This is a genomic window from Micromonospora inositola (assembly GCF_900090285.1).
GTDB lineage: Bacteria > Actinomycetota > Actinomycetes > Mycobacteriales > Micromonosporaceae > Micromonospora > Micromonospora inositola.
Genome location: NZ_LT607754.1, coordinates 6,190,690 through 6,216,309, shown reverse-complemented (window position 1 = coordinate 6,216,309; position 25,620 = coordinate 6,190,690). Strand labels below are relative to the sequence as shown.

General features: G+C 73.7%; 20 protein-coding genes. 9 read left to right on the top strand and 11 right to left on the bottom strand.

All coding sequences use genetic code 11. The features are described 5' to 3' along the window. Positions 1 to 3: 3 nt before the first annotated feature. The 3 genes from GA0070613_RS29620 to GA0070613_RS29610 all read left to right on the top strand — a co-directional run bounded on the left by GA0070613_RS29620 (position 4) and on the right by GA0070613_RS29610 (position 4,977). Entirely contained in the window at positions 4 to 1,287 is a 1,284-nt protein-coding gene (locus GA0070613_RS29620) for a nucleotide sugar dehydrogenase (protein ID WP_089015289.1), read from the top strand. A gap of 295 nt (positions 1,288 to 1,582) precedes the next feature. Beyond that, positions 1,583 to 2,782, top strand: coding sequence for a glycosyltransferase (locus GA0070613_RS29615; protein ID WP_231929559.1), 1,200 nt, complete (start codon positions 1,583 to 1,585; stop codon positions 2,780 to 2,782). Further along, positions 2,779 to 4,977, top strand: a complete 2,199-nt coding sequence (locus tag GA0070613_RS29610) for a glycosyltransferase (protein WP_089015287.1) — start codon at positions 2,779 to 2,781, stop codon at positions 4,975 to 4,977. Before GA0070613_RS29615 ends, GA0070613_RS29610 begins: the two co-directional genes overlap by 4 nt. 52 nt (positions 4,978 to 5,029) lie before the next feature. Here GA0070613_RS29610 and GA0070613_RS29605 read toward each other — a convergent pair whose 3' ends face one another. Both GA0070613_RS29605 and GA0070613_RS29600 read right to left on the bottom strand, forming a co-directional pair. Further along, positions 5,030 to 5,569, bottom strand: a complete 540-nt coding sequence (locus tag GA0070613_RS29605) for an acyltransferase (protein WP_089015286.1) — start codon at positions 5,567 to 5,569, stop codon at positions 5,030 to 5,032. A 162-nt stretch (positions 5,570 to 5,731) separates the two neighbouring features. Further along, complete coding sequence (locus GA0070613_RS29600; RefSeq protein WP_089015285.1) at positions 5,732 to 6,070, bottom strand: DUF952 domain-containing protein; 339 nt, start codon at positions 6,068 to 6,070, stop codon at positions 5,732 to 5,734. A gap of 103 nt (positions 6,071 to 6,173) precedes the next feature. Here GA0070613_RS29600 and GA0070613_RS29595 point away from each other — a divergent pair, with 103 nt between their 5' ends. The 3 genes from GA0070613_RS29595 (at position 6,174) to GA0070613_RS29585 (ending at position 8,763) form a co-directional block, all read left to right on the top strand. Continuing rightward, complete coding sequence (locus tag GA0070613_RS29595) at positions 6,174 to 6,485, top strand: hypothetical protein (RefSeq protein ID WP_089016276.1); 312 nt, start codon at positions 6,174 to 6,176, stop codon at positions 6,483 to 6,485. 172 nt (positions 6,486 to 6,657) lie between these two features. Beyond that, positions 6,658 to 7,314, top strand: coding sequence for a response regulator transcription factor (locus GA0070613_RS29590; protein ID WP_089015284.1), 657 nt, complete (start codon positions 6,658 to 6,660; stop codon positions 7,312 to 7,314). A 9-nt stretch (positions 7,315 to 7,323) separates the two neighbouring features. Further along, entirely contained in the window at positions 7,324 to 8,763 is a 1,440-nt protein-coding gene (locus GA0070613_RS29585; RefSeq protein WP_089015283.1) for a sensor histidine kinase, read from the top strand. Here the strand turns inward: GA0070613_RS29585 and GA0070613_RS29580 are convergent. From GA0070613_RS29580 to GA0070613_RS29565, 4 genes are all read right to left on the bottom strand, one after another. Next, the gene (locus GA0070613_RS29580) at positions 8,760 to 9,719 is read right to left on the bottom strand and encodes a TAXI family TRAP transporter solute-binding subunit (RefSeq protein WP_269459020.1); all 960 of its coding nucleotides are present in this window, start codon (positions 9,717 to 9,719) and stop codon (positions 8,760 to 8,762) included. The two genes, GA0070613_RS29585 and GA0070613_RS29580, sit on opposite strands and share 4 nt — an antisense overlap. 126 nt (positions 9,720 to 9,845) lie before the next feature. Beyond that, the gene (locus tag GA0070613_RS29575; RefSeq protein ID WP_089015281.1) at positions 9,846 to 10,508 is read right to left on the bottom strand and encodes a hypothetical protein; all 663 of its coding nucleotides are present in this window, start codon (positions 10,506 to 10,508) and stop codon (positions 9,846 to 9,848) included. A gap of 95 nt (positions 10,509 to 10,603) precedes the next feature. After that, positions 10,604 to 11,401 carry a peroxide stress protein YaaA gene (yaaA, locus tag GA0070613_RS29570; protein ID WP_089015280.1) on the bottom strand — a complete coding sequence of 266 codons (798 nt, stop codon included), beginning with the start codon at positions 11,399 to 11,401 and terminating at the stop codon, positions 10,604 to 10,606. Positions 11,402 to 11,423: 22 nt separating this feature from the next. Next, positions 11,424 to 13,037, bottom strand: coding sequence for an ArnT family glycosyltransferase (locus GA0070613_RS29565; protein ID WP_172875924.1), 1,614 nt, complete (start codon positions 13,035 to 13,037; stop codon positions 11,424 to 11,426). A 122-nt stretch (positions 13,038 to 13,159) separates the two neighbouring features. Between GA0070613_RS29565 and GA0070613_RS29560 the strand changes: the two genes are divergently transcribed. Beyond that, complete coding sequence (locus GA0070613_RS29560; protein ID WP_089016275.1) at positions 13,160 to 14,200, top strand: App1 family protein; 1,041 nt, start codon at positions 13,160 to 13,162, stop codon at positions 14,198 to 14,200. 394 nt (positions 14,201 to 14,594) lie between these two features. On the opposite strand, the gene GA0070613_RS29550 is transcribed toward GA0070613_RS29560, so the two are convergent. The 4 genes from GA0070613_RS29550 to glgA form a co-directional block, all read right to left on the bottom strand. Then, positions 14,595 to 16,082, bottom strand: a complete 1,488-nt coding sequence (locus GA0070613_RS29550; RefSeq protein ID WP_089015278.1) for a M48 family metallopeptidase — start codon at positions 16,080 to 16,082, stop codon at positions 14,595 to 14,597. 77 nt (positions 16,083 to 16,159) lie between these two features. Continuing rightward, on the bottom strand, positions 16,160 to 18,262 hold the full coding sequence (gene glgB, locus GA0070613_RS29545) for a 1,4-alpha-glucan branching protein GlgB (protein ID WP_089015277.1): 2,103 nt from the start codon (positions 18,260 to 18,262) through the stop codon (positions 16,160 to 16,162). Continuing rightward, complete coding sequence (locus GA0070613_RS29540) at positions 18,250 to 20,346, bottom strand: alpha-1,4-glucan--maltose-1-phosphate maltosyltransferase (RefSeq protein WP_089015276.1); 2,097 nt, start codon at positions 20,344 to 20,346, stop codon at positions 18,250 to 18,252. The genes glgB and GA0070613_RS29540 overlap by 13 nt, the downstream gene beginning before the upstream one ends. A 38-nt stretch (positions 20,347 to 20,384) precedes the next feature. Next, complete coding sequence (glgA, locus tag GA0070613_RS29535) at positions 20,385 to 21,593, bottom strand: glycogen synthase (protein ID WP_089015275.1); 1,209 nt, start codon at positions 21,591 to 21,593, stop codon at positions 20,385 to 20,387. 72 nt (positions 21,594 to 21,665) lie between these two features. Between glgA and glgC the strand changes: the two genes are divergently transcribed. Together glgC and pgm are read left to right on the top strand one after the other, a co-directional pair. Next, on the top strand, positions 21,666 to 22,898 hold the full coding sequence (gene glgC, locus GA0070613_RS29530) for a glucose-1-phosphate adenylyltransferase (RefSeq protein ID WP_089015274.1): 1,233 nt from the start codon (positions 21,666 to 21,668) through the stop codon (positions 22,896 to 22,898). Positions 22,899 to 22,947: 49 nt separating this feature from the next. Further along, a complete protein-coding gene (gene pgm, locus GA0070613_RS29525) occupies positions 22,948 to 24,591 on the top strand; it encodes a phosphoglucomutase (alpha-D-glucose-1,6-bisphosphate-dependent) (RefSeq protein WP_089015273.1) in 1,644 nt (547 codons plus the stop codon). A 20-nt stretch (positions 24,592 to 24,611) separates the two neighbouring features. Here pgm and GA0070613_RS29520 read toward each other — a convergent pair whose 3' ends face one another. Beyond that, positions 24,612 to 25,535 carry an NAD(+)/NADH kinase gene (locus GA0070613_RS29520; RefSeq protein WP_089015272.1) on the bottom strand — a complete coding sequence of 308 codons (924 nt, stop codon included), beginning with the start codon at positions 25,533 to 25,535 and terminating at the stop codon, positions 24,612 to 24,614. Between the last annotated feature and the right edge of the window lie 85 nt (positions 25,536 to 25,620).

The following is a 25,620-nucleotide window of genomic DNA, read 5'->3' as shown; positions in this document are numbered from 1 at the left end:
GTCATGAACATCTGCGTCGTCGCCCTCGGGAAGATCGGACTGCCGCTCGCCGTGCAGTTCGCGTCGAAGGGGCACCGGGTGATCGGGGCGGACGTCTCCGAGCGGGTCGTACAGCTGGTCAACGACGGCGCGGTGCCGTTCCCCGGCGAGACCGACTTGGACACCAAGCTCAAGGAGGTGGTCTCCGCCGGGCTGCTCAGCGCCACCACCGACACCGCCGCGGCGGTCGCCGAGTCCGAGGCGGTCGTCGTGGTCGTGCCGCTGTTCGTCGACGGGGAGGGCGTGCCGGACTTCGGCTGGATGGACGACGCCACCCGGGCGATCGCCGCCGGCCTGAAGCCGGGCACCCTGGTCAGCTACGAGACCACGCTGCCGGTCGGCACCACCCGCAACCGCTGGGCGCCGATGCTGGAGGAGGGCTCCGGGCTCACCGCCGGCAAGGACTTCCACCTGGTCTTCAGCCCGGAGCGGGTGCTCACCGGGCGGGTCTTCGCCGATCTGCGCCGCTACCCGAAGCTGGTCGGCGGCATCGACGAGGCGTCGGCCGCGCACGGCGTGCGCTTCTACGAGGCGGTGCTGGACTTCGATGAGCGGGCCGACCTGAACCGCCCGAACGGCGTCTGGGACCTGGGCTCCGCCGAGGCGTCCGAGCTGGCCAAGCTCGCCGAGACGACCTACCGGGACGTCAACATCGGCCTGGCGAACCAGTTCGCGCGGTTCGCCGACACGGTGGGCGTCGACGTGACCAAGGTCATCGAGGCCTGCAACACTCAGCCGTACAGCCACATCCACCAGCCGGGCATCGCGGTCGGCGGGCACTGCATTCCGGTGTACCCCCGCATGTACCTGTGGAACGACCCGGCGGCCACGGTCGTCCGGTCCGCCCGCGAGGCCAACGCGGCCATGCCGCGGTACGCCGTGGACCTGCTCGCCGCCGCGTACGGCGACCTGACCGACGTCGAGGTGCTGGTGCTCGGCGCCGCGTACCGGGGTGGGGTCAAGGAGACGGCCTTCTCCGGCGTCTTCCCCACCGTGGAGGAGCTGCGGGCCCGGGGTGCAAAGCCGTACGTCTCGGACCCGATGTACACCGCGGAGGAGCTGACCGCGCTGGGACTGCCGGCATACGACGGCCAGCGGGTCACCGCGGCGGTCGTGCAGGCCGACCATGTCGAGTACCGTACGCTCGGCCAGCAGGACCTGCCCGGCGTGACGGTGCTGGTGGACGGGCGCCGGGTGACCGACCCCGCCCGTTGGTCCGAGGTTCGCCGGGTCATCATCGGCGGCTGACCAGATTTCCGGGCGGGTGCGTCCCGCCCGGGCTCACAGACCCATGGGACCTGATCCGAGACCCGAACCGCCGGACCTCCCGGGCCGGTCGCGGCGCCACCGCGGCCGGCGCGGGAGGCCGGGGGGGTCGGGCCAGACGAGGAGTGGCAGCGCCATCGACGCGGCAACTGGCGCGACGGAAACGCGCCCCCGAATTCTCTACCTGTCCTTCTACTTCCCGCCCAGCCGGGCCAGCGGCGTCTTCCGGGCCCGCGCCACCGCCAACCACCTGGCCGAGGCCGGCTGGGGTGTGACGGTGCTGACGGCGCCGAGGGAGTTCTTCACCCACTATCTGGACGGCGCCAGCGACGAGACGCTGGAGGCGACGGTCGACCCGCGGGTACACGTGGAACGCCCGGCGATGAACATGCGCCACTGGGAGACGGACCTGCGCAAGTTCGGCCGGCTGCGGGCGAACTTCCCGATGCTCTCCGACCGGCTGCACGGGGCGCTGCAGAAGGCCATCTTCCCCGAGCCGTATCTGGCCTGGATGCCCGGCGTCTTCCGGACCGCGCTGCGGCTGCACCGCGAGCAGCGGTTCGACCTCGTCATGGCGACCGGCAACCCGTTCGTCTCGTTCGCGGCGGCGCGGATGCTGGGCCGGATCCTCCGGGTGCCCTATGTGGTCGACTACCGGGACGCATGGACCATCAACCAGTTCACCGAGGAGCTCTCGGTTCCAGAGGGCGGCAAGGCGATGCGGTGGGAGGCCAAGGTCCTGCGGGACGCGGCCGAGATCGTATTCGTCAACGACGGGATGCGGCGCTGGCACGCCGAGCGCTACCCGTTCGCGGCGGACCAGATGCAGGTGGTGCCGAACGGCTGGGAGCCGGAGATCCTGGGCCGGCATGAGTACACAATCCCGGACCCGAACCGGCCACTGCGCTTCGGCTACATCGGCACGGTGACCTCGTACCTCCCCCTCGACGTGCTCTTCGAGGGGTGGCGGCGGGCTCGGCAGCACCCGCTGATGGCCGCTGCCGAGCTGAACATCCACGGCCACCTGGGCTTCTTCCCGGACAACGCGCCGCCGCTGCGGCAGCGGATCGCCGAGGAGGAGGAGGTGGGCGTGCGTTACCGGGGCCCCTTCGGCAAGGCCGAGGCGGCGAGCGTCTACGCCCAGACCGACGCGCTGGTCTTCTGTGTGCCCGGCGCCCGCTACGTCACCTCCGGAAAGGTCTTCGAGTACATGGCTTCCGGCAAGCCGGTGGTGTCGGTGCACCAGCCGGAGATCGCGGCGGTGGACGTGCTGGAGGGCTATCCGCTCTGGTTCGCCGGCCCGCGCCTCGACGCCGACTGCGTCGCCCACTCGTTCGTGGCCGCGGCGAAGGCCGCCCGGGACGTCGACCGGGAGACCCATGAGGCGGCGCTTCGGCACGCACACAACTACACCCGGGCCGCCACCCTCGGCCCGTGGGAGGCCCGGCTGCGCCAGCTCGCGGAGGGATCGCGGTGACCAGTGCCGACCACACCGTCGTCTATCTGGCGCTCGGTAGCACCCGCGTGAGCGCTGCCGCCGCCCATCTCAACCGGCTGGTCGCCGAGGGGCGACAGGTGCTGGCCGTGGTGGCCGACGTACCGCAGTGGAGCGGAGTTGACCTGCCCGCCGCCGCCACCGTGCATCGGGTTCCGCGGAACGCCCGGCAGGCGGTGCGGGCCGCCCGCCGCTTCGTGCTGGGTCGGGGCGGTCCGCTCGCCGGAGCCGATCTCCTCGTCGCCGGTGATCCGGAGGCGGTGCCGGTGGCGTACGCGGCGCGCCGCCGGCGGCGGGACCTGCCGATCCGTTTCGAGCCGGTCGCCGACGAGGTGCGCCGACCGGCCGCCGCAGACCTCGCCGTTGTCACTCCCTGGTATCCGTCACCGGCGGATCCGCTCGCCGGGACGTTCGTCCGCGCCGCGGTTGCCGCACTCGGGCAGCGGTACGACCGGGTGTCGGTGCTGCACACGGAGGCGTGGAGGATGCCCTTCTCCTCGCCGGCGGCGCCCCTGGTCACCGTGACACTGGAGCGGCTGGCCCGGCTCGTCGACGCGGCGGTGGTGGTCGACGAGCCCGAGGCCGAACTGACCCGGATAGCCGTACCACAGCTGGCCAGGCCCCGGGAGTTCGTCGTCCGGGCCGGCGCGCAGCTGGACGCGGCGCGCGCCGCGCTGCCCACCGGCCGGATCGAGGCGCCCGTGGTGCACGCTCACGGCGGCATGTTCGGTGGGGTGGTGGCGACCGCCCTGGCCCGGCCCGACGCCCGGGTCGTGGTGATCGAGTCCTCGCCGCAGCTGGCGAGCATGCTGGCCCAGCCGGCGGCGCGGGAACGCTACGAGCAGGTGCTGAAGCGGGCCGATGAGCTGGTCTGCACCAGCCCCCACCTGTACGACACTCTCGCCCTGAACTTTCCCGCACACCTGGACAAGCTCCGGGTCGTGCCGAAGATCGTCGACTTCGACGTTCTGCCGGCGCGGTCCACGCCGCCGGCGGAGCTGCTCCGCTGGCTGCACGTCGGCCCGCTGCTCGAGCGGCGGGGTCTCTCGGTGGCCCTGGAGACGTTCGCCGAGGTCGCCGCGGCGGATCCGCGGGTCACGCTGACTCTGGTCGACGGCACTGCGATGCCGCAACGGGTGTCGGACCGGATCAGCGAGCTCAAGCTACGCAACCGCATCACCGTTCGACCCCGCGAGTCGCACGCCACCTTTGTCGAGCTGCTGCACGAGCATGACCTGCTGCTGCACGGCGGCCAGGCGGAGGAGTTCGGAGAGCTCCTGGTCGAAGCGGCGGCCGCTGGCACGCCCGTGCTGGCGGCCGCTGAGCCGGCCACCGAGCAGACGCTGGCCGTCCTGTCCGAGGTGGCCCGGACGCTGGTCGAGGTCGGGCAGGACGCCGGTGGGATGGTGGACAGCTACCGCCGCCTGGGCGCACACCTCGGCACGGCAGACGTGACCGCCGCCCGGGCGGCGCTGCAGGCGCGGTACGGAGCGGCAGCCGTACTGCCACAGCTGATCGGCGAGGATGTACCAGCCCCGGCTCCGGCTCCGGCCCCGGCTCCGGCGGGCAGTCCGGCGCCGGCGGGTCCCGAACGGTCGGCGGCCGCGGGTCCCGCATCGCTGACGACCGCCGCGGAACGGATCGTCCTCGTCGCGATCAACGCGCCCCGGTTCTACCCGGCCCGGGACTTCGCGTTGCGAGCCGCCGCGGCCGGGTTCGGCGTCGACGTCATCACCCACGACGCGAACCTGTGGCGGGAGGCGGCCCGGGCTCCGCGGCTGCGCATCCACCCGATCGACGTGGCGGAGTCCCGCCGTCCGATGCTCCGGGCCGAGCAGGCGATCGTCTACCGGGCGCCCGGTAAAGTGCTGTCGGCGATGCGCGAGCGCACCCGGCGGCAGGAGTCGATCTGGCCCGAACTTGGCGCCCTGAACGCGCAGCGGGCGCACCAGAAGCTGGCGGGGCTCGTGCACAAGTCCGGCTTCGAGCGGGGTTATCGGATCGTGCGACCGAGAATCATGTGGCGAATCGTCCGACGCGACGTGCTGCCGAAACTGGACCTGACGCGCACCCGCCGGGTGGTGGTGGCCGGCGCGAACGGCGTGACGATCGGCTGGCAGCTCGCCCGCCGGCACCCCGGCCTCGTCGTCACCACCTCGCTGCACGGCTTCGAGTAGCCGCGGGGCCGGTGGCCGGCCGGGGGAGCCCCTCGGCCGGCCACCGGTGCCGTCAGTCCTGCGCCGGCGGGTTCTCGACGTCGCGGGAGACGACCTCACCCTTGGCGTTGACCCAGCCCTTCGGCCGCGCCGGGTTCCCGGCCACCAGCTGGTACGGCCGCACGTCCTTGGTCACCACGGAACCGGCGGCGATCATGGCGTACTCGCCGACCTCGATGCCGCAGACCAGGGTGGCGTTCGCGCCGATCGAGGCGCCCTTGCGGACCATGGTCGGCGTGATCTCCCAGTCCGGGTTCTGGGCGCGCGGCCGGAAGTCGTTGGTGAAGACGGCGGACGGGCCGACGAAGACCTCGTCCTCGAGCGTCACGCCCTGGTAGACCGAGACGTTGTTCTGGATCTTGACCAGGTCGCCGACGGAGACTCCGGCGTCGACGTACACGTTGCGCCCGATGATGCAGCCGGCGCCGACCTGCGCGGTCGAGCGGATGTGGGCCAGGTGCCAGACCTTGGTGCCGTCGCCGACCTTGGCGCCCTCCTCCACGTCGGCCGTCGGGTGGACGAAGACAGGGGACCGGTCGTTGGTGTCAGTCATCCTTCAACTCGCATCGTCGCAGGGCGCTCCGTCGCGCCGTCGGTGCCACGCGCCGGGTCCGCGCCGGGTGACCGCCGCGGCCCGCGCGGGCCAGGACCGCCCGGCCGCCCCGGCTCTCGCTGTCGAGGCCGGGACACGGGCTCGCCGTAGCATAGCGAGCGGTCAGGCGAGCAGCGCCGCCACCGCGTCGGCGGCGGGGGTGTCCGCCGGCAGGGCCTCCGCCGCCACCACCGCGCCCACCGGCAGCACCCCGTAGAGGTGCGGGAAGAGCGCGCCGCCCCGGGTCGGCTCCCAGCGCAGCGCGTCGCCGAGCCGGTCGGGGTCGACGGTCAGCAGGGTCAGCCCGGTGACCCCGGCGAACACCCGCCGGGCGGTCGCCACCACCTGGTCGCCGCCGGAAAGGTGGATGTACCCGTCCTGCAGGTCCATCGCGGTGCCGGTGAAGTGCCCGGCGGCGCGGGCCTGGTGCCACTCGTCGGTCGACAGAATCTTGTAGATCATCACCGCAGCCTAGGGCGGGCGCGACGGCCGGTTCACCGGTACCGCCCCGACCGGGCCCGCCCAGGCGGCATGCTCGCAGGGGAACGCCCGCGGAGGGATGGCGATGGAGAACTACGACGACGACTGGACCGACGGCCAGCGAGCCGTCTACGACGAGTGTCACCAGGCCGGCACCGAGTGGGCCGGCGACCCGGACACCCCCAGCGAGGACGTGCAGCACGTGATCAACCTGGCGGAGGCGGACGACGACACCTTCGGGGACGCGGAGAGCGACTATCCGCCGCTGGTCGATGCGGTCACCCAGGCCACCGGCGTGACCGTGACCAGCGTGCCCGCCAGCCACGACGACCCCGGCTTCCGGGGCTTCGTCGACGGCGTCCGGGTCGCCACCGCCGACGAGGTCTTCGGCCTCTGACCCGCAGGCCGTCCGGCGTCGGCGACCCCGTCAGGGGGCCACGCGTAGGTTACGGCGACCATTTCCGGACCAGGCTCCGCGATGGGCGCGGTGAAGAGGGGACGGGGACTCCCGCCGCGCCGACCCGTCTGCCACCATTCGTGGGCAGCAGGTCGAGCGAATTGGGGGCACGGTGCGGATCCTCCTGATCGAGGACGACCGTCGGGTCGCCGCCGCCCTGTCGTCGGCGCTCACCCGGCGCGGGTACGAGGTGGAACACGCGGCGACCGTCGCGGCCGCGCTGTCGGCCGCCCCGTGCGACCTGGTGCTGCTCGACCTGACCCTGCCCGACGGGGACGGCACCGACCTGTGCCGGGAGCTGCGCCGGCGCAGCAGTCAGCTCGGCATCATCGCGGTGACCGCCCGGGGCGAGGAACGGGACCGGGTGCTCGGCCTGCGGCTGGGCGCCGACGACTACGTGGTCAAGCCGTTCTCGATGGTGGAGCTGCAGGCCCGGATCGAGGCGGTGCTGCGCCGGGCGGCCCACACCGTGCCGGAGCGGAACCTGATCGAGGCCGGGGTGGTCCGCATCGACGTGGCCGGGCGGACGGTGAGCGTGGCCGGTCAGCCGGTCGCCCTCACCCGCAAGGAGTTCGACATCCTGGTCTCCCTCGCCCGGCAGCCCGGGGTGGCCGTCCCGCGCGACCGGATCCTGCTCGACGTCTGGGGCACGACCTGGGCCGACCGGCACACCGTGGAGGTGCACGTGGGCTCGCTGCGGGGCAAGCTCGGCGACCCGACCCTGGTGGAGACGGTCCGCGGGGTCGGCTACCGGCTCCGCGGCGAGTGAGGAGGCCGGATGCGTCGTCGGCTGGTGATCAGCTACCTGCTGCTGATGGTGCTGGTGCTCCTGGCGCTGGAGACGCCGCTGGCGGCCACCCTGGCCAGCCGCGAGACCGACCGGGTCCGCGCGGACCGGCTCGCCGACGCCACCCGCTTCGCCTCGCTGGCCGGTCCGGCGCTGCGCGGCGGGGGAGCCGGCCCGCTCGACGGTGAACTGGGCGCCTACGACGAGCTGTTCGGCATCGGCGCGGCCGTGGTAGACCGGGACGGCCGCACGGTGGTCGCCTCCAGCAGCTGGCGACCCGGCCAGGGCACCGCGTCGGCGCTGGACACCGCGCTGTCCGGGCAGCAGTTCAGCGGGCCCGAGTCGGTGTGGCCCTGGGCGGACGGGCCGGTGGTGGTGGCGGTCCCGATCAACGACGGCGGCGAGGTGCTGGGCGCGGTGGTGACCGCCACCCCGGTCGACCGGGCCCGGCGTACCGTCACCTCCTGGTGGCTGCTGCTCGCCGGGATCGGCCTGCTCGCGGTGCTGGCCTGCGTGTCCACCGCCTTCGGGCTGGCCGGCTGGGTGCTGCGTCCGGTCACCGAGCTGGACGCGGTCACCCACGAGATCGCCGAGGGCGATCGGGGCGCCCGGGTGCGCCCGCGTCTGGGGCCGCCGGAGCTGCGCCGGCTGGCGGGGAGCTTCAACAACATGGCCGACGCGGTCTCCGACGTGATGGACCGGCAGCGGGCCTTCGTCGCGCACGCCAGCCACCAGTTGCGCAACCCGCTGACCGCGCTGCGGCTGCGGGTGGAGGAGTTGGGGCCGAGCCTCACCGACCCGGACGGCCGCGCCGAGCACCAGTTGGCGCTGGAGGAGACCGACCGGCTGGCCCGGGTGCTCGACGCGTTGCTCACCCTGGCCCGGGCCGAACGCGAGGAGAACCAGCAGATCACCGTGGACGCCGGTGCGCTGGCCGCCTCCCGGGTGACCGCCTGGCAGCCGCTGGCCCGGCACCGGTCGGTCGTCCTCCGGCTGGTCACGGTCGACGCCCCCGCGTACGCCCGGACCGTCCCCACCGCCATCGACCAGGCGCTCGACGCGTTGATCGACAACGCGGTGAAGTTCAGCGGCGCCGGGGGAGAGGTGACGGTGACCGTCCGCCCGGCCGACGGGGGCACCGCGCTGGAGGTGCGGGACACCGGCCCGGGCATGACCGCGAGCCAGCTCGGCCAGGCCACCGAGCGGTTCTGGCGGGCCCCGGACGTGCAGAACGTCGACGGGGCCGGGCTGGGGTTGACCATCGTCGCGGTGCTGGTGGACGCCTCGGACGGCCGGCTCACCATGCGCCAGGGGGAGCCCCGGGGGCTGGTCGCGGAGCTGTGGTTCCCGGCCCCCGAAGAGGTCGGCGTCGACGACGTGGGCGCCGACGAGGCCGAGTCCGCCGAGCCGGTCGGCTCCGACGCCGGCTAGGGCTTGCTGGCCCGGTACCAGTCGGCGGCGCCGGGATGCAGCGGCAGCGGGGTGGTGGCGATCGCCGAGCGGGGGCTCATCCGCCCGGCGGCCGGGTGCGCGGCGGCCAACTCCGCCCGGCGCTCCATCAGCAGCCGGGTCACCTCGCGGACCAGCGCCTCGGGCAGGTCGGCGCGGACGATCAGGTAGTTCGGGTTCGCCACCGTGCTGACCGGCGGCACCCCGTACACCGACCGCGGGACGTCCCGGGTCACGTAGACCTGCCCGTACCCGCGGCGCAGCGGCTCGGTCCACTCGCCCAGGTCGACGATCCGGACGGCGGTGGTCGCGGCCAGCTCCTCGACGGCGCGTACCGGCAGGCCACCGGAGAAGAAGAAGGCGTCGATCCGGCCGGCGCGCAGCGCGGTGACCGAGTCGTCCAGGCCGAGGTGTTCCTGACGGACCTCGTCGCCGCCGAGCCGGGCCACGTCCAGCAGCCGGGTGGCGGTGACCTCGGTGCCGGAGCCCTCCGCGCCCACCGAGACGCGTCGCCCGCGCAGGTCGGCCAGCGTCCGCACCGGCCCGCCGGCGGTGGTGACCAGGTGCAGCAGGTCGTCGTAGACCCGGGCCACGGCGAGCACGCCGGGGTGCTCCGGCGGCGCGGTCGGCAGCACGTCGGCCTGGGTGAAGCCCAGTTCGGCCTCGCCGGACCCGACCAGCCGGACGTTCTGCGCGGAGGCGGCGGTGACCACCACGCTGGCCCGCACCCCGGGCAGTTCCCGGTTGAGGACGGCCGCCAGCGACTGCCCGAAGGCGTGGTAGACCGCGGTCGGGCTGCCCGTCGCGATCCGGATCCGCACCGGCTCGGCGCGCTCGTCCCGGCAGCCGCCGACCCCGGCCAGCGCGGTCATCAGCATCAGCACCATCAGCGGCGCGGCGGCCCGGCGCCGACCGCGGACAGACCAGCTACGGCTCACGGGCTGCACTGTGCGCCGTGCACCGCCCCGCGCGCAAGCCCGGCCGGTCCGGCAGGTGCCCGGCTGCCGCGCCGGCGCCGTCCCCCGACTTGCGCGCGTCCGGCCGGCGTCCGCGGCCGGCCGGGGTCAGCAGGCGGGGGCGAGGGCGACGCTGTCCAGGATCCGGTCCCGGTGCGGGCCGTGCGCGACGCTCACCACGAAGCAGCCGGCGCCCGGGCGGAGCAGCGCCGGGACGTCCAGCAGGGTGGCGCCGCGGACCAGCACCGCCGCCAGTTCCCGGTCGGTCAGCCGGACACCGAGGATGTGCCGGCGGACGTGCCGGCCGCCGGCCAGCAGCGCCGAGCGCCAGGCGGCGGCGGCCAGCCGGGTGCGCCACAGCCGCCGGGCGGTGGACGCGCCGGGCACCGGCCCGCCGAGCAGTTCCCGGCGGCCCTGTCGCCAGCCGGCCTCCAGCAGCGTCGCGTACGCCGACCGGTGCTCCCGGGGCACGTACAGCCGGTGCAGCTCGTACCGGCGGCGCAGGCCGCCGGTGGCCAGTTCGTGCTCCACCGGCACGTTGAGCCGGCCGAGCAGCTGCCGCATCCGGCGCGCCGCGTCCTCCCGGTTGAACTCGGCGACCCCGCCCCGGTACGTCGCGACCGTCGGCCGGCGGCCGTCGGTGGCCGGTGGCGGGGTGCAGCGCACCAGGCAGGCGACCTCGAACGCGTCGGCCAGGGTCAGCCAGTCCAGTGGCGGCGGTGTCGACGGTAGGCGGGGCCGGTCGAGCACGGTGGTGGGTTCGAGGGCCATCGGACCGCTCCTTGTCGGCGTCGGGGTCCCCTAACCGTGGCCCGGTGCCCGGTGCGGCGAAACCGGTCCGCGCCAGCCTTGAGCAAAACTTGCGGCTACAGCTCCGTCACCACGACGTCGAGCTGGCGCGGGCGGCCGGCCGCGACGGGCTGCTCCTCGACCGGGTACTTGAGGTCCCGCAGCGCGGCGACCAGGCCGTCGGCGGTCCGCGGCCGGACCCCGGCGGTGAGCAGGTCCCGGACCAGTCGGCCCTTCGTCGCCTTGTTGAAGTGGCTGACCACCGCGCGGGTCGGCACCCCGTCGACCGTCCGCTCGTGCAGCACCCGGACGGTCACCGTCCGGGCGGCCAGCTCGCCCCCGGGGGCCCAGGTGGCCGCGTACGCCCCGGACCGCAGGTCCAGCACCGGCCCGGCCCCCGCAGCCGCCGCCAGCGCCGGGCCCAGGGCCCGCCGCCAGTACGCCGACAGCGCGCCGACCCCGGGCAGCCGCGCCCCGATCGGGCAGCGGTACGGCGGGATCCGGTCGGTGAGCCGGACCGCGCCCCACAGGCCGGAACTGATCAGCACCGACCGGCGGGCCAGCCGCTCCGCCGCGGGCGGCAGCGTGGCCAGGTCCAGCGCCTCGTAGAGCACCCCGGTGTAGATCCGGCCGGCCGGCGCGGTGGCCGCCGCCCGCAGCCGGGCGTTGCGGCGCAGCTCGCCGCGCTGCCCCTCGCTGAGACCGAGCGCCGCCCGGGCCGCCGGCTCGTCCGGGCCGGCGCAGAGCGCCACCAGGGCGGTCAGCACCTCCTCCCGGGCGGGAGTGAGTTCCGGCAGGGAGAGCCGGGACGGGTCGAGCCGCCGGCCGGTGCCGGCGTCGGCCTTCCCCTCGGAGGGCGGCAGCAGGATCAGCACCCGGCCAGCGTACGGCCCGGGCTCAGCGCCACGGCCGGACGGCCGTCTCCGGGTGGTACACGCGATAGCCGCCGACCTCGGCGACCACGGCGGCGTCGGCCCGGTCGCCGAGCAGCCGGCGCAGCCCCCGCTCCGCCGACGACCCCACCGCCAGCACGTACCCCGGCCGGTCCGCCCGGCCCACCCGCTTCCAGTACGCCGGGTAGCGGTTCTGCCCCGGGGTCAGGCTGCCGTCGAGGACCCCGCAGACCACCGCCTCGCCGGTGTTGAAGATCAGCCGGTTGCAGGTCCAGTAGTCGCCGTACACCTCGCGCAGGCCCGCCCCGCGCACCGCGTCGGCCAGCCCGCGGGTGTGCCGCTCCTCGGCGCGCAGCGAGCCGGCGTCGGCGACGAAGAACCCGGTGGCCGCCAGGGCGGTGGCCGTCAGCGCGACCAGCGCGGCGGCGGCCACCGCGCCCCCGAGCCGGCCCGCCGTCCCCGCCACGCCCCGCCAGGCGCGGGCCGCGGCCAGCCAGATCGGCCAGAGCACCGCCGGCAGGGAGATCTGCAGCACCGACAGGTAGCGGGAGTTGCCCAGCGGATCGGTCGCGGCGAGCGGGCTGCGGACGTACGCGAGCAGGGTCAGCGCGGCGCCGGCGACCAGGGCGAGCTGCGCGACCGCCCGGACCCGGTCGGCCCGGCGGCCGGCCCGCCGGTACGCGACCAGGGCGAGCAGCGCGGCGGCCACCAGCAGCAGCGGGTAGAGCAACCCGAACCACTGCTGCCAGCGGGCGCAGCCGTCCATCGGGCAGAGCCCGGAGGCCAGCGGCACCCCCTCCAGCAGCCCACCGCGCAGCCGGTCCGACCACGGCGGCGCCGGCCCGGCCTTGGTGCTGATCTCCCGGAACACCGACAGCGAGTCCTGCCCGTCCGGGGCCACCAGGTTGTCCTTGATCATCGGCGAGACGCCGAGCACGAACCCGGCCACCAACAGCACCCCCGGCCAGCCCACCAGGTCGCGCGGCGCCGCCCAGACCAGCAGCAGCCCGGCCACCGCCAGGTACGGCACGATCAGCCAGTCCGACCAGAGCGCCAGCCCGGCGGCCAGCCCGAACAGGCCGGTGGCCAGCCAGCGGTGCCGGACCCGACGCTCGGCGAGGGCCACCGCGATCAGCAGCATCGCCACCACCGCCGGCTTCACCTCGGGCCGGCCGCCGACCACGGTGAGCTGGTCCCGGACCACCCGCTCCGAGCCGAGCGCGAGCAGGCCGACGACCAGGACGGCGAACCAGGGGGAGCAGAGCCGGCGGGTGAGGCGGTACATCAGCCAGACGAAGAGCGCGTACAGCGCCAGCAGCGGCAGCCGCAGTACCGGCCAACTCGGCCCGGCCAGCCCGATCAGGGGCGCCGCCAGGTAGGACTCCAGCATCCCCATGTAGTGCTGGCCGTAGAGGAAGACCGGCCGGTCCCGGCCGGCGGCGATGTGCATCGCGGCCAGGCCGAACGTCGCCTCGTCGCTGTTCGAGGCGGGCAGCGTGAGCAGTGTCAGGACCAGCCGGTAGCCGACCCCGGCCAGCCCGAGCAGCAGCGCGACGAGCGCCGGCCGGTCGAGCGTCGGGCGCCACCGCCCGTCCTGCACTGGTGTCGACACGACCAACGCCCCCGTCGTCGTCCCGACCGCAGTTTTTCACGGTGGCGGCCGGCGGCGGGGTGGATCGGCGGAGTCCGCCCGGGTCGACTCGCGTGGCCGCCGTCGCCCCGGTGTGGCAGGGTGACAGCGTGCCACCCACACCCGCTGGCGAGCTTGCCGTACCGAACCTGCACCGGGCCGCGCGGATCGAGGACGCCGTGCACAACCTGGTGGAGCGTCGGCTGCGGCGCACCGGGTGGCGGGTCAACATCATCGCGTACGCCGGCTACGGCGCCCCGGGCTGGGCGCGGGTGCTCTGTCGGGTGCTGCTCGGCCGCCCGGACACCCGCCAGCGCGGCCGGCTGGACAAGGTACGCGGCTGGCGCAGCTTCGCCACCCTGCCCGCCAAGCACGCCACCGTCACCATCGAGGCCGGCGGCGTACGACAGGAGGTGACGGCCGACCGCAGCGGCTTCGTCGACGCCGTCATCGAGGCCGACTTCGCCCCCGGCTGGGCCTCCGTACTCCTCACCGTGCCCGACGCCGAGCCGGTCGAGGCGTTGGTCCGCATCCTGGACCCGGAGGTCCGGTTCGGCATCCTCTCCGACATCGATGACACGGTCATGGTCACCGCGCTGCCCCGGCCGCTGCTCGCCGCGTGGAACACCTTCGTCCTCGACGAGCACGCCCGGGCCGCGGTGCCAGGCATGGCGGTGCTCTACGAGCGGCTGGTCACCGCGCACCCCGGCGCGCCGGTCTTCTACCTGTCCACCGGGGCGTGGAACGTCGCCCCGACGCTGACCCGGTTCCTCTCCCGGCACCTGTACCCGGCCGGGCCACTGCTGCTCACCGACTGGGGTCCGACGGCCGACCGCTGGTTCCGCAGCGGCCGGGAGCACAAGCGGGCCACCCTGGCCCGGCTGGCCCGGGAGTTCCCCGACGTGCGGTGGTTGCTGATCGGCGACGACGGCCAGCACGACCAGGAGATCTACCGCGAGTTCGCCGCCGCCCACCCGGACAACGTGGCCGGGGTGGCGATCCGCCGACTGTCACCGACCCAGTCGGTGCTCGCCGGCAGCCTGCCCGCGCCCGCGGGCATACCGTCCGCCGGACCGGTGGGGCAGAAGTGGCTCTCCGCGCCGGACGGCGCCGGCCTGTGGAAGCTGCTGCGGGAAGCGGGCCTGGTCTGACGTACGGCCCGACCCGCGTCCGCGGTGCCCGGCGTCAGGAGGCGCCGCCGAAGTCGACATCCCGGGTGTCGACCGTCCCAGCCGTCCGCCCCGGCGCCGTCTGGTAGGCCCAGTACAGGTTGGTGTGCGCGATGACCTGGTCCGGCGGCGGCGCCCCCCATGCCGTCTTGTCCCCGGCCGTGTGCGCGTCGCCGACCAGGGTCGCGTCGTACCCCCGCAGCGTGTTCCTGGCCCGCCGGATTGGTCACGCTCCGCACGGGCGTGCGGGATTGTGGCGGCCAGGTCCGCGACCTGGCGGTATCCGCCAGGCCGCCATGCCGCCGGAGCGGCGACCTGGAGTGGATCAAGGGACGGGACGTGGGCCGGTGCGTCGACCGGCGCCGGGTGGCCGCCGCTACGCGGGGGCCGGCGACGCGGGTTCGACCGACACCCGGATCCCGAGCGCCCCGAGGCGCTCCCGGGCGGCGGGCACCGTGAGCGGATCGGCGGCCAGTTCCACCAGCTCACCGAGGGGCAGCGGTTCGCCGGTGCCGGTGAGCAGCTCGGGCGGGCCGGACCAGGCGTGCCGCCAGGCGGCCGCGCCCGACTCCACCGCCGCGGCCTCCACCGCGCCCTCGAAGGCCCCGGTCAACTCCCGTAGGCCGTCCTCGCCCTCGGCGTCCGGGTTGAGGGCCCGGGCCAGGTCGTCGTACCGGTCGGCGGCGAAGAGGTCCAGCAGCAGGTCGAGGTCCGCATCCGCACGGCCGGTGAGTCGGCTCGCCGCCTGGAAGAGCGGGTGGGCCAGGCCCCGGGCGGACTGGTCCGCCAGGGTCGGGGTGAGCCGGTCCCAGGGGAGCACCTTGATGCCGGCCTTTTCGAAGACGCCCGCCTGGAGCTGCCGGCTCGTCGCGTCGACGTCGTGGATCAGCACGGTCGCGGGTCGGCCGTCCTCGGCCACGGCGACGTCCGGGACGAACCGCAGCGCGGCGATGCGGTCTCCGATCGGCGGATGGCTGTCCCACCAGCCCGGCTCGACCGGCGCCACCTCGACGCTGCGTTCGCGGATCCCCTCGCGGCACGCGGTCAGGTACGCCTCGAACCCGCCGAACAGGTCCTCCGGCAGGTGGCCGCGGTCGTACGCCGGCCGCACGTGGCGCTCCAGGTACTCGTCCCAGCCGGTGGCCACCACCCGGATCTCGCGCAGCGCGCTGACCATCGCCTTCTTCCCGCCGGCGGCCACGGCGTAGCGGTCAGCCTCGTACTCCAACTCCCGGCTGACGGACTGCTCGACGGCGACGTACAGGTGGGCGTAGCCGGAGAGGACGGCGCGCAGCACCCCGAAGGTGGTGCAGCGGACCGTGTCGACGATGACCATCCGGCCGCGGTGGGCGAGCCGCACGGTCGCCGTGTGCCGGCCGGAGAAGTGGCCCATCTCGTGCGCGAGGACCGCCCGGAGCTGGTCGACGCGATACGCGCGCAGCAGCGGCAGCCCGACGATCACCGTCCGCCAGCCGGGGATGAGGCCGAACAGCTTCGAGTCCTCGGTCACGGCGGCGTTGGCCTCGGCGACCAGCCGGATCTCGTCCGGCTCGCGGGTGCCGACCCGGGCGGCGAGCTCGCGCACCAGCTCCCACAGCTGCGGTGCGCGTTCCGGGGTGAGCCGGACCCCCTCCGGCGGGGTCGACCGGAGGGTGAGCACCCGGCCGAGGGCGAACAGCAGCGTGAGGAGCAGTAAGAGAGCGGCCCCGGTCACGAACGGCCGGTATGTCATGGTGCCGGAGCCGTCCCAGTCGCCGCCCACCTCCAACCCGAACGCGCCAACCACCACGACCAGCCCGAGCGCCAGTGCGTAGAAGCCGATCAGCAGGACGACGGAAAGCACCGCCCGCAGCGACGTCCTCATCTGCTCTTCCTCCCCCGTGTGCGGCGAGCAGGTTATCGACGGGGGAGGAGGCGCGACAAGACCCTTTCGGCGCGGATTCAGTCGCGGCGGAGCCAGAGCACACCGAGCGGGGGCACCCGCAGCGGCGCCGAGGCGACCATCCCGTGCCAGGGGACGTCCTGGGCGTGCACCGCGCCGAGGTTGCCCACCCCCGAGCCGCCGTAGTGGTGCGCGTCGGTGTTGATCACCTCGGTCCAGGTGCCGCCCGCCGGCAGGCCGACCCGGTAGTCCTCCAGCGGCAGGGCGGAGAAGTTCGCCACGCAGACCAGGGTCGCGCCGTCCGGGGCGATCCGGATGAACGAGACGGTGTTGTGGGCGACGTCGTCCCCGGCGATCCAGCGGAACCCCGCCGGCTCGGTGTCCTGCGTCCAGAGCGCCGGGGTGGCCCGGTACGCGGCGTTGAGGTCGGCCACGAGGCGCTGCACGCCGGCCCGGGCCGGGTCGTGCGTGAGGTACCAGTCGAGGCCGCGTTCCTCGCTCCACTCCCGGTCGTCGGCCAGCTCGCAGCCCATGAAGAGCAGCTGCTTGCCGGGGTGCGCCCACATGTACGCGAGGAGTGCCCGGACGTTGGCCAGCTTCTGCCAGCTGTCGCCGGGCATCTTGCCGACCAGCGAGCCCTTGCCGTGCACCACCTCGTCGTGGCTGATCGGCAGCATGTAGTTCTCGCTCCAGGCGTACGCCAGGGAGAAGGTGAGCTGGTGGTGGTGATGCTGCCGGTAGATCGGGTCCTTCGAGGTGTAGAGCAGGGTGTCGTGCATCCAGCCCATGTTCCACTTGAAGCCGAAGCCCAGCCCGCCCTCGGCGGTCGGCCGCGTGACGCCCGGCCAGGCGGTGGACTCCTCGGCGACCATCACCACCCCGGCGTGGTGCTTGTAGACGGTGGCGTTCACCTCCTGGAGAAAGGCGATCGCCTCCAGGTTCTCCCGGCCGCCGTGCACGTTGGGGGCCCACTGCCCCTCCTGCCGGGAGTAGTCCAGGTAGAGCATCGAGGCGACGGCGTCGACCCGCAGCCCGTCGACGTGGAACTCCGCCAGCCAGTAGAGGGCGTTGGCGACGAGGAAGTTGCGCACCTCGCGGCGGCCGAAGTCGAAGACGTACGTGCCCCAGTCGGGGTGCTCGCCGCGGCGCGGGTCGGGGTGCTCGTAGAGGGGGGTGCCGTCGAAGCGGGCCAGGGCCCACTCGTCCTTGGGAAAGTGCGCGGGCACCCAGTCCAGGATGACGCCGACGCCGGCCTGGTGCAGGCGGTCCACCAGGTACCGGAAGTCGTCCGGGTCGCCGAAACGGGAGGTGGGGGAGTAGTAGCCGGTGACCTGGTACCCCCACGAGCCGCCGAACGGGTGCTCCATCACCGGCAGGAACTCGACGTGCGTGAAGCCCAGCTCGGTGACGTACGCGGTCAGCTGCTCGGCCAGCTCCCGGTAGCCGAGGCCGGGCCGCCAGGAGCCGAGGTGCACCTCGTACACGCTCATCGGCGCCTGGTGCGGCTGCCGCTTCGCCCGCCGCTCCAGCCAGGCCGCGTCGTGCCACTCGTACGTCGAGTGGTGCACCACCGAGGCGGTGGCCGGCGGCACCTCCGCGTACGCGGCGAGGGGGTCGGCCTTGTCCCGCCAGTGCCCGTCGGCGCCGAGGATCCGGTACTTGTACCGGGCGCCGACGTGCGCGCCGGGCACGAAGATCTCCCACACGCCGCTGGAGCCGAGGGAGCGCATCGGCCAGCCGTCGTCCGGCCCCCAGCCGGTGAAGTCGCCGACCACCCGCACCCCGCGCGCGTTCGGCGCCCAGACGGTGAACGCGACGCCCTCGTCGAAGACCCGCGCGCCGAGCGCCTCCCAGAGCCGCTCGTGCCGGCCCTCGCCGATCAGGTGCAGGTCCACCTCGCCCAGCGTGGGCGGATAGCGGTACGGGTCGTCGTGGGTCGTGCCGTCCACCTCGACCCGGTAGTCGAGCACCTCGCCGGGCACGGTGACCTCGAAGACGCCCACGTCGTGCACCCGCTTCATCGGATGCCGCTCGTCGCCGACCAGCACGGCCACGTCGGCGGCGCCCCGGCGCATCGTGCGGATGGTGGTGTGCCCGTCGGCCGGGTGCGCGCCGAGGACGGCGTGCGGGTCGTGCGTCTCGCCGGCGATCAGCTGGTCCATCGTGCGTCGTCCTTCTGGGCCGGTGCGGTCGGGGCGGTGCCGCCCGAGAGGTCGGCGGGTACGTCTTCCACGGTCAGTTCGGCCGGCGCGGTCGTCGCGGACACCGACCCGTCGGGTACGGCCGGGCGGCGGACCGTCAGCACGTGCGCGGGCTGCAGGTACGGGTCGAGCCGGACCGCGTTGCGCTGGCCCCAGTCGTAGCTGGTCCCGGTCAGCTCGTCGTGCACGGTGAACCGGTCGTGCCAGTCGAAGCCCAGCGCCGGCATGTCCAGCGTGGTGTTGCCCCACTGCACGGTGTGCGAGTCGAACGAGCAGATCACGATCACCGTGTTGCCGGTCTCCGGGTCGTGCTTGGACCAGCAGAGCAGCGCCGGGTTGTCGATGTCGTGGAAGCGCAGGTTGCGCAGCTGGTGCAGGGCCGGGTTGTCCCGGCGGACCCGGTTGAGGGTGGCGATGTACGGCGCCAGGGAGCGGCCCTGCGCCTGCGCGCCCGCCCAGTCCCGGGGGCGCAGCTCGAACTTCTCGTTGTCCAGGTACTCCTCGGCGCCGGGGCGGGCGACGTGTTCGAAGAGCTCGTAGCCGGCGTACATGCCCCAGGAGGGGGAGAGTAGCGCGGCCAGCACCGCCCGGATCTTGAACATCGGCGGGCCGCCGTGCTGCAACGACTCGTGCAGGATGTCCGGCGTGTTGGGCCAGAAGTTCGGCCGCATGTAGTCGGCCGCGGCGACCAGTTCCTCGCAGTACGCCCGCATCTGCGCCGCCGACGTGCGCCAGGTGAAGTAGGTGTACGACTGGGTGAAGCCGATCTTGCCGAGCCCGTGCATGATCGCCGGCCGGGTGAACGCCTCGGCCAGGAACAGCACGTCCGGGTCGACCTGCTTCACCGCCCAGATCAGCCAGTGCCAGAAGTCGAACGGCTTGGTGTGCGGGTTGTCCACCCGGAAGATCCGGATGCCCTCGCCGACCCAGTGCAGCACCACCCGGAGCACCTCGGCCCGGATGCCCTCGGGGTCGTTGTCGAAGTTCAGCGGGTAGATGTCCTGGTACTTCTTCGGCGGGTTCTCCGCGTACGCGATGCTGCCGTCGGCCCGGGTGGTGAACCACTCCGGGTGGTCGGTCACCCAGGGATGGTCCGGGGCGCACTGCAACGCCAGGTCCATCGCCACCTCCAGGCCCTGCTCGGCGGCCGCGGCGATGAACTCCCGGAAGTCCGCCGGCGTACCCAGGTCGGGGTGGATGGTGTCGTGGCCGCCCTCGGCGGCGCCGATCGCCCACGGCGAGCCGACGTCGTCCGGCCCGGCGGTGAGCGAGTTGTTGCGGCCCTTGCGGTTGACCCGGCCGATGGGATGGATGGGCGGCAGGTAGAGCACGTCGAAGCCCATCGCCGCGACGCCGGGCAGCCGGTCCGTCGCGGTGCCGAAGGTGCCGGACCGGGCCGGGGCGTCGACGGTGGCCGGGACGGCTCCCTCCGAGCGGGGGAAGAACTCGTACCAGGCGGAGAAGAGCGCCCGGGGCCGGTCCACCCAGAGCCGGCGCTCCTCGCCGGTGGTGACCAGCTCGCGCACCGGGTGGTCCCAGAGCAGGTCGGCCAGGTCGAGGGCCGGGGTGACCCGCCGGGGCAGCGGAAGCTTGCCGTCGCGCAGCGCCCCGGCCGCCGCGCGGACCCGCTTCCGGTCGGCGGCCGGGACCAGTTCGAGGGCCGCCTCCAGCACCCGGGCGCCCTCGGCCAGGTCGTTGGCCAGTTCGGCCGGCCCCTGGCCGGCGGCGATCTTCTTGGTGACCGCGTTCTGCCAGGTCAGGTACGGGTCCTGGAAGGCCTCCACGGTGAACACCCAGTCGCCGACCGCGTCCGGCCGGATGGTGGCGTGCCAGCGGTCCTGCCCGGGCTCGCCGGGGCGCATCCGGGTGAACGGGCGGGCGGCGCCGTCCGGACCGAGCCAGACCACGTTGCAGCCGAGCGCGTCGTGCCCCTCGCGGTAGGCCCGGGCGGACACCGGCACGATCTCCCCGAGCACCGCTTTGGCCGGGTAGCGACCGCAGGCGACGACGGGGGAGACGTCTTCGATCGGGAACCGTCCAGTCACCCCGTCAACCTACTGCGCGAGATCGCTTCGCGCTCGGGTCAGCCTGCCGCTCCCACCGACCGGTACACCTCCATCGTGCGGGCCGCGACCGTGTCCCAGGAGAAGTGCTCGACGGCCCGCCGGCGGCCGGCCCGGCCGAACTCGACGGTCCGCGCCGGGTCGGCCAGCAGCTCGTTGATCGCCGCGCCGAGGTCGGCCACGAAGCGCTCCGGGTCCAGCGGCCGGCCGCTGCCGTCGGTCGCCTGCTCGATGGGGACGAGCAGGCCGGTCTCCCCGTCGGCGACCACCTCGGGAATGCCGCCGGTAGCGGTCGCCACCACCGCCGTCTCGCAGGCCATCGCCTCCAGGTTGACGATGCCCATCGGCTCGTAGACGGACGGGCAGACGAAGATCGTGGCGTGGGTGAGCACCTGGATCACCTCGTGCTTGGGCAGCATCTCGGCCACCCAGACCACGCCCGACCGGTTGGCCCGCAGCTCGGCGACGAGGCCCTCCACCTCGGCGGCGATCTCCGGGGTGTCGGGCGCGCCGGCCAGCAGCACCAGCTGGGTGTCGGCGGGCAGGTGGCGGGCCGCCCGCAGCAGGTACGGCAGCCCCTTCTGCCGGGTGATCCGCCCGACGTACACCACGCTCGGGCGGGCCGGGTCGATGCCGAGCCGGTCCACCACGTCGGTGTCGTGGTCCGGGGCGTACTGCCTGGTGTCGATGCCGTTGTGGACCACCCGGACCCGGTCCGGGTCGACCGCCGGGTACGCGGTCAGCACGTCCCGCTTCATCCCGGCGCTGACCGCGATCACCGCGTCCGCGGCCTCCACCGCCGTCCGCTCGCACCAGGAGGAGAGCGCGTAACCGCCGCCGAGCTGCTCGGCCTTCCACGGCCGCAGCGGCTCCAGGCTGTGCGCGGTGACGACGTGCGGCACCCCGTGCAGCAGCTTCGCGGTGTGGCCGGCCAGGTTGGCGTACCAGGTGTGGCTGTGCACCACGTCGGTGCCGGCGCAGCCGGCCGCCATCTCCAGGTCCACGCCCATCGTGCGCAGCGCGGCGTTCGCGCCGGTCAGGCCGGGCGGTTCGGCGTACGCGGTGACGCCCGGCTCGGTGCGCGGCACGCCGAAGCAGTGCACCCGGACGTCGGCGAGCCGGCGCAGCTCGCGGGCCAGGTACTCGACGTGCACCCCGGCGCCGCCGTACACCTCCGGCGGGTACTCCCGGGTGAGCAGGTCAACGCGCAGGCGAGCGGATTCCGTCATGCCCCCGCACCCTAGTCCAGAAGTCCGTCCGTACGAGTGGTGAAGTTGCAGCCGGATGGATAGCGTCGTGACATGGCTGCCAAGGTGCTCGCGATCGTCCTGGCCGGCGGGGAGGGCAAGCGCCTGATGCCCCTGACCACCGACCGGGCGAAACCGGCCGTCCCCTTCGGCGGGATGTACCGCATGGTCGACTTCGTCCTCTCCAACCTGGCCAACGCCGGCTTTCTGAAGATCGTCGTGCTGACCCAGTACAAGTCCCACTCGCTGGACCGGCACATCACCCAGACCTGGCGGATGTCGACCATGCTCGGCAACTACGTGACCCCGGTGCCGGCCCAGCAGCGCCGCGGCCCGTGGTGGTTCGCCGGCTCGGCCGACGCCATCTACCAGAGCTTCAACCTGATCAACGACGAGCAGCCGGACCACGTGATCGTCTTCGGCGCCGACCACATCTACCGGATGGACCCGCGGCAGATGGTGGAGGACCACATCGCCTCCGGCGCCGCGGTGACGGTTGCCGGCATCCGCCAGCCGCTGTCCACGGCCGACCAGTTCGGCGTGATCGAGGTCGGCGAGGACGGGCGGCGGATCCGGGCGTTCCGCGAGAAGCCCACCGACGCCGTCGGGTTACCCGACGCGCCGGACCAGATCTATGCCTCGATGGGCAACTACGTCTTCACCACCGGCGCGCTCTGCGAGGCCGTCGAGCGGGACGCGGAGGACAAGACCAGCAAGCACGACATGGGCGGCAGCATCATCCCGATGCTGGTCGAGCGCGGCGAGGCCAACGTCTACGACTTCAAGGACAACGAGGTGCCCGGCAGCACCGACCGGGACCGCGGCTACTGGCGCGACGTGGGGACGCTGGACTCCTTCTACGACGCCCACATGGACCTGATCAACGTGCACCCGGTGTTCAACCTCTACAACTTCGACTGGCCGATCTACAGCATGCAGCCGCCGTACCCGCCGGCGAAGTTCGTCCACCAGTGGGGCGAGCGGGTCGGCCGGGCGGTCGGTTCGATGGTCTCGCCCGGCGCGGTGATCTCCGGCTCGCTGGTGGAGAACTCGATCGTCTCGCCGAAGGTGAAGGTGCACTCCTGGGCGCACGTGGACGGTGCGGTGCTCATGGAGGGTGTGGAGATCGGCCGGCACGCGGTGGTCCGCCGGGCCATCCTGGACAAGAACGTGTACGTCCCGGAGGGCGTCGAGATCGGCGTCGACCTGGAGAAGGACCGCCAGCGCTACACCGTCTCCGACAACGGCATCGTCGTCATCGGCAAGGGTCAGCGCGTCGAGCCCTGAGCCCCGCCCGTCCCCGCAGACCGCAGCAACCCGTCAGGAGGTCCCCGCAGTGGCCCATCCCCGTGCCGGCCGGCCCGCCGAGCCCGCCGACCTGGTCGACGTGCCCCGGCTGGTGACCGCCTACTACGCCGAGCACCCGGATCCGGCGGACCCGGCGCAGCAGGTCTCCTTCGGCACCTCCGGGCACCGCGGGTCGTCGCTGAAGAACGCCTTCAACGAGGACCACATCCTCGCGGTCACCCAGGCGCTCTGCGACTACCGGCGCCAGCAGGGTCTCGACGGGCCGCTCTTCCTGGCCCGGGACACCCACGCGCTGTCCACCCCGGCCGAGGTCAGCGCGCTCGAGGTGCTCGCGGCCAACGACGTCACCGTGCTGGTGGACAGCCGGGACGGCTACACCCCGACCCCGGCCGCGTCGCACGCGATCCTCACCCACAACCGGGGCCGCACCAGCGGGCTCGCCGACGGCATCGTGATCACCCCCTCGCACAACCCGCCCGACGACGGCGGGTTCAAGTACAACCCGACCAACGGCGGCCCCGCCGACACCGACGTCACGAAGTGGATCCAGGACCGGGCCAACGCGATCCTCGCCGCCGGTCTCAAGGAGGTGAAGCGCATCCCGTACGCCCGGGCGCGCGCCGCCGACACCACCGGGACGTACGACTTCCTCGCCCACTACGTCGACGACCTGCCCGCCGCGATCGACATCGACGCGATCCGGGACGCGGGGGTGCACATCGGCGCGGACCCGCTCGGCGGAGCCAGCGTCGCCTACTGGGGGGAGATCGCCGAGCGGCACCGCCTCGACCTGACGGTGATCAACCCGACGGTCGACCCGACCTGGCGGTTCATGACCCTGGACGGCGACGGCAAGATCCGGATGGACTGCTCCTCGCCGAACGCGATGGCCTCGCTGATCGCGGCCCGCGACAAGTACCAGGTCTCCACCGGCAACGACGCCGACGCCGACCGGCACGGCATCGTCACCCCGGACGGCGGGCTGATGAACCCGAACCACTACCTCGCGGTGGCGATCGGCCACCTGTTCCGGACCCGGTCGGCCTGGGGGCCGGCGGCGGCGGTCGGCAAGACCCTGGTCTCCTCCTCGATGATCGACCGGGTGGCCGAGGACCTGGGCCGTCCGCTGCTGGAGGTGCCGGTCGGCTTCAAGTGGTTCGTGCCGGGGCTGCTCGACGGGGCGGTCGGCTTCGGCGGCGAGGAGAGCGCGGGCGCGTCGTTCCTGCGCCGCGACGGCAGCACCTGGACCACCGACAAGGACGGCATCCTGCTCTGCCTGCTCGCCTCGGAGATCATCGCGACCACCGGGCGGAGCCCCAGCGGGCACTGGGCGGAGCTGGCCGAGCGCTTCGGCGCGCCCGCGTACGCCCGAATCGACGCCCCGGCCAGCCGGGAGCAGAAGGCGGTGCTGGCGAAGCTCTCCCCGGAGCAGGTGACGGCGACCGAGCTGGCCGGTGAGCCGATCACCGCCACCCTCACCACCGCGCCCGGCAACGGCGCCCCGATCGGGGGACTCAAGGTGACCACCGCTTCCGGCTGGTTCGCCGCCCGCCCCTCCGGCACCGAGGAGGTCTACAAGATCTACGCCGAGTCGTTCCAGGGCCCGGAGCACCTGGCCCGGATCCAGGAGGAGGCCAAGTCCCTGGTCGACGGGGTGCTCGCGCAGGCCTGAGCAGGGTGGGCGGGGCCCGGTCAGCAGGGCGGCTCCAGCTCGCGCTGGTCGCGCTCCCGCCGCAGCTCCTCGGGGAGCAGCTCGCGCAGCTGGTCGGGCAGGAACGGCAGGTCGAGCAGGCTCAGCTTCAGCTGGTTGCGCTCCTGATGGCGCAGCGGGTCGAAGCGGACCACCAGACCGGCATCGCGGCGGTAGCTGATGTCCACGGTCCCCTCGGTCGCCGCGTCCCGGATCACCAGCCCGTCCATCTCGACGGCCACCGCCGCCGAGTGCGGCTGAAGTTCCAGCCGGATCTTCTCCTCCGGGGAGAGCACCACCGCGCGGGAGATGCCGGCCATCGGCGCCGACGGGGTCACCACCACCGCGTCCGCCGCCGGGGAGACCAGCGGGCCGCCCGCGGCGTAGCTGTACGCGGTCGAGCCGGTCGGCGTGCTGACCACCAGGGCGTCGCAGCGGTAGTAGCCGTACCGCTGGCCGTCCACGGCGAGGGTGGCGGTGACGAAGCCGGAGCCGGGCTGGCGGACCAGCGCGATGTCGTTGAAGGCCACCACGTCGTCGCCGCACACGTCGCAGGCCAGGCAGGCGTGCGACTCGACGGTGAAGTCCTGCCTGCTGAGCCGGTCCAGCGCCGAAGGCAGGTGCGGCGGCTCGACCTCCACGAGGAACCCCAGCCGCCCCAGATGCACCCCCAGCACCGGCTTCGGGTCGCGCACGGCCATGCGCAGCGCGCCCAGCATGGTGCCGTCCCCGCCGATGCTGATCAGCGCGTCCGCGCGGACGGCCACCTCCCCGGCGGGGACCGGCTCGACGCTGGACGGCACCCGGTGCGCGTCCTCCGCGCGCACGATCAGCGTCTTGCGGTGGCGCGCCGCCCACCGCTCGACGATCTCGACCACCTCGGAGACGTCCCGGGTGGGGTGCAGCACCAGACCCAGTCCCGCCACCCGTACAGCTCACCACATCGGCGTCGGACGCGTCGGACGTACCGGAAGGTGCGCCGGCGGTGGCTCCACCGCCGGCGCACCCCCG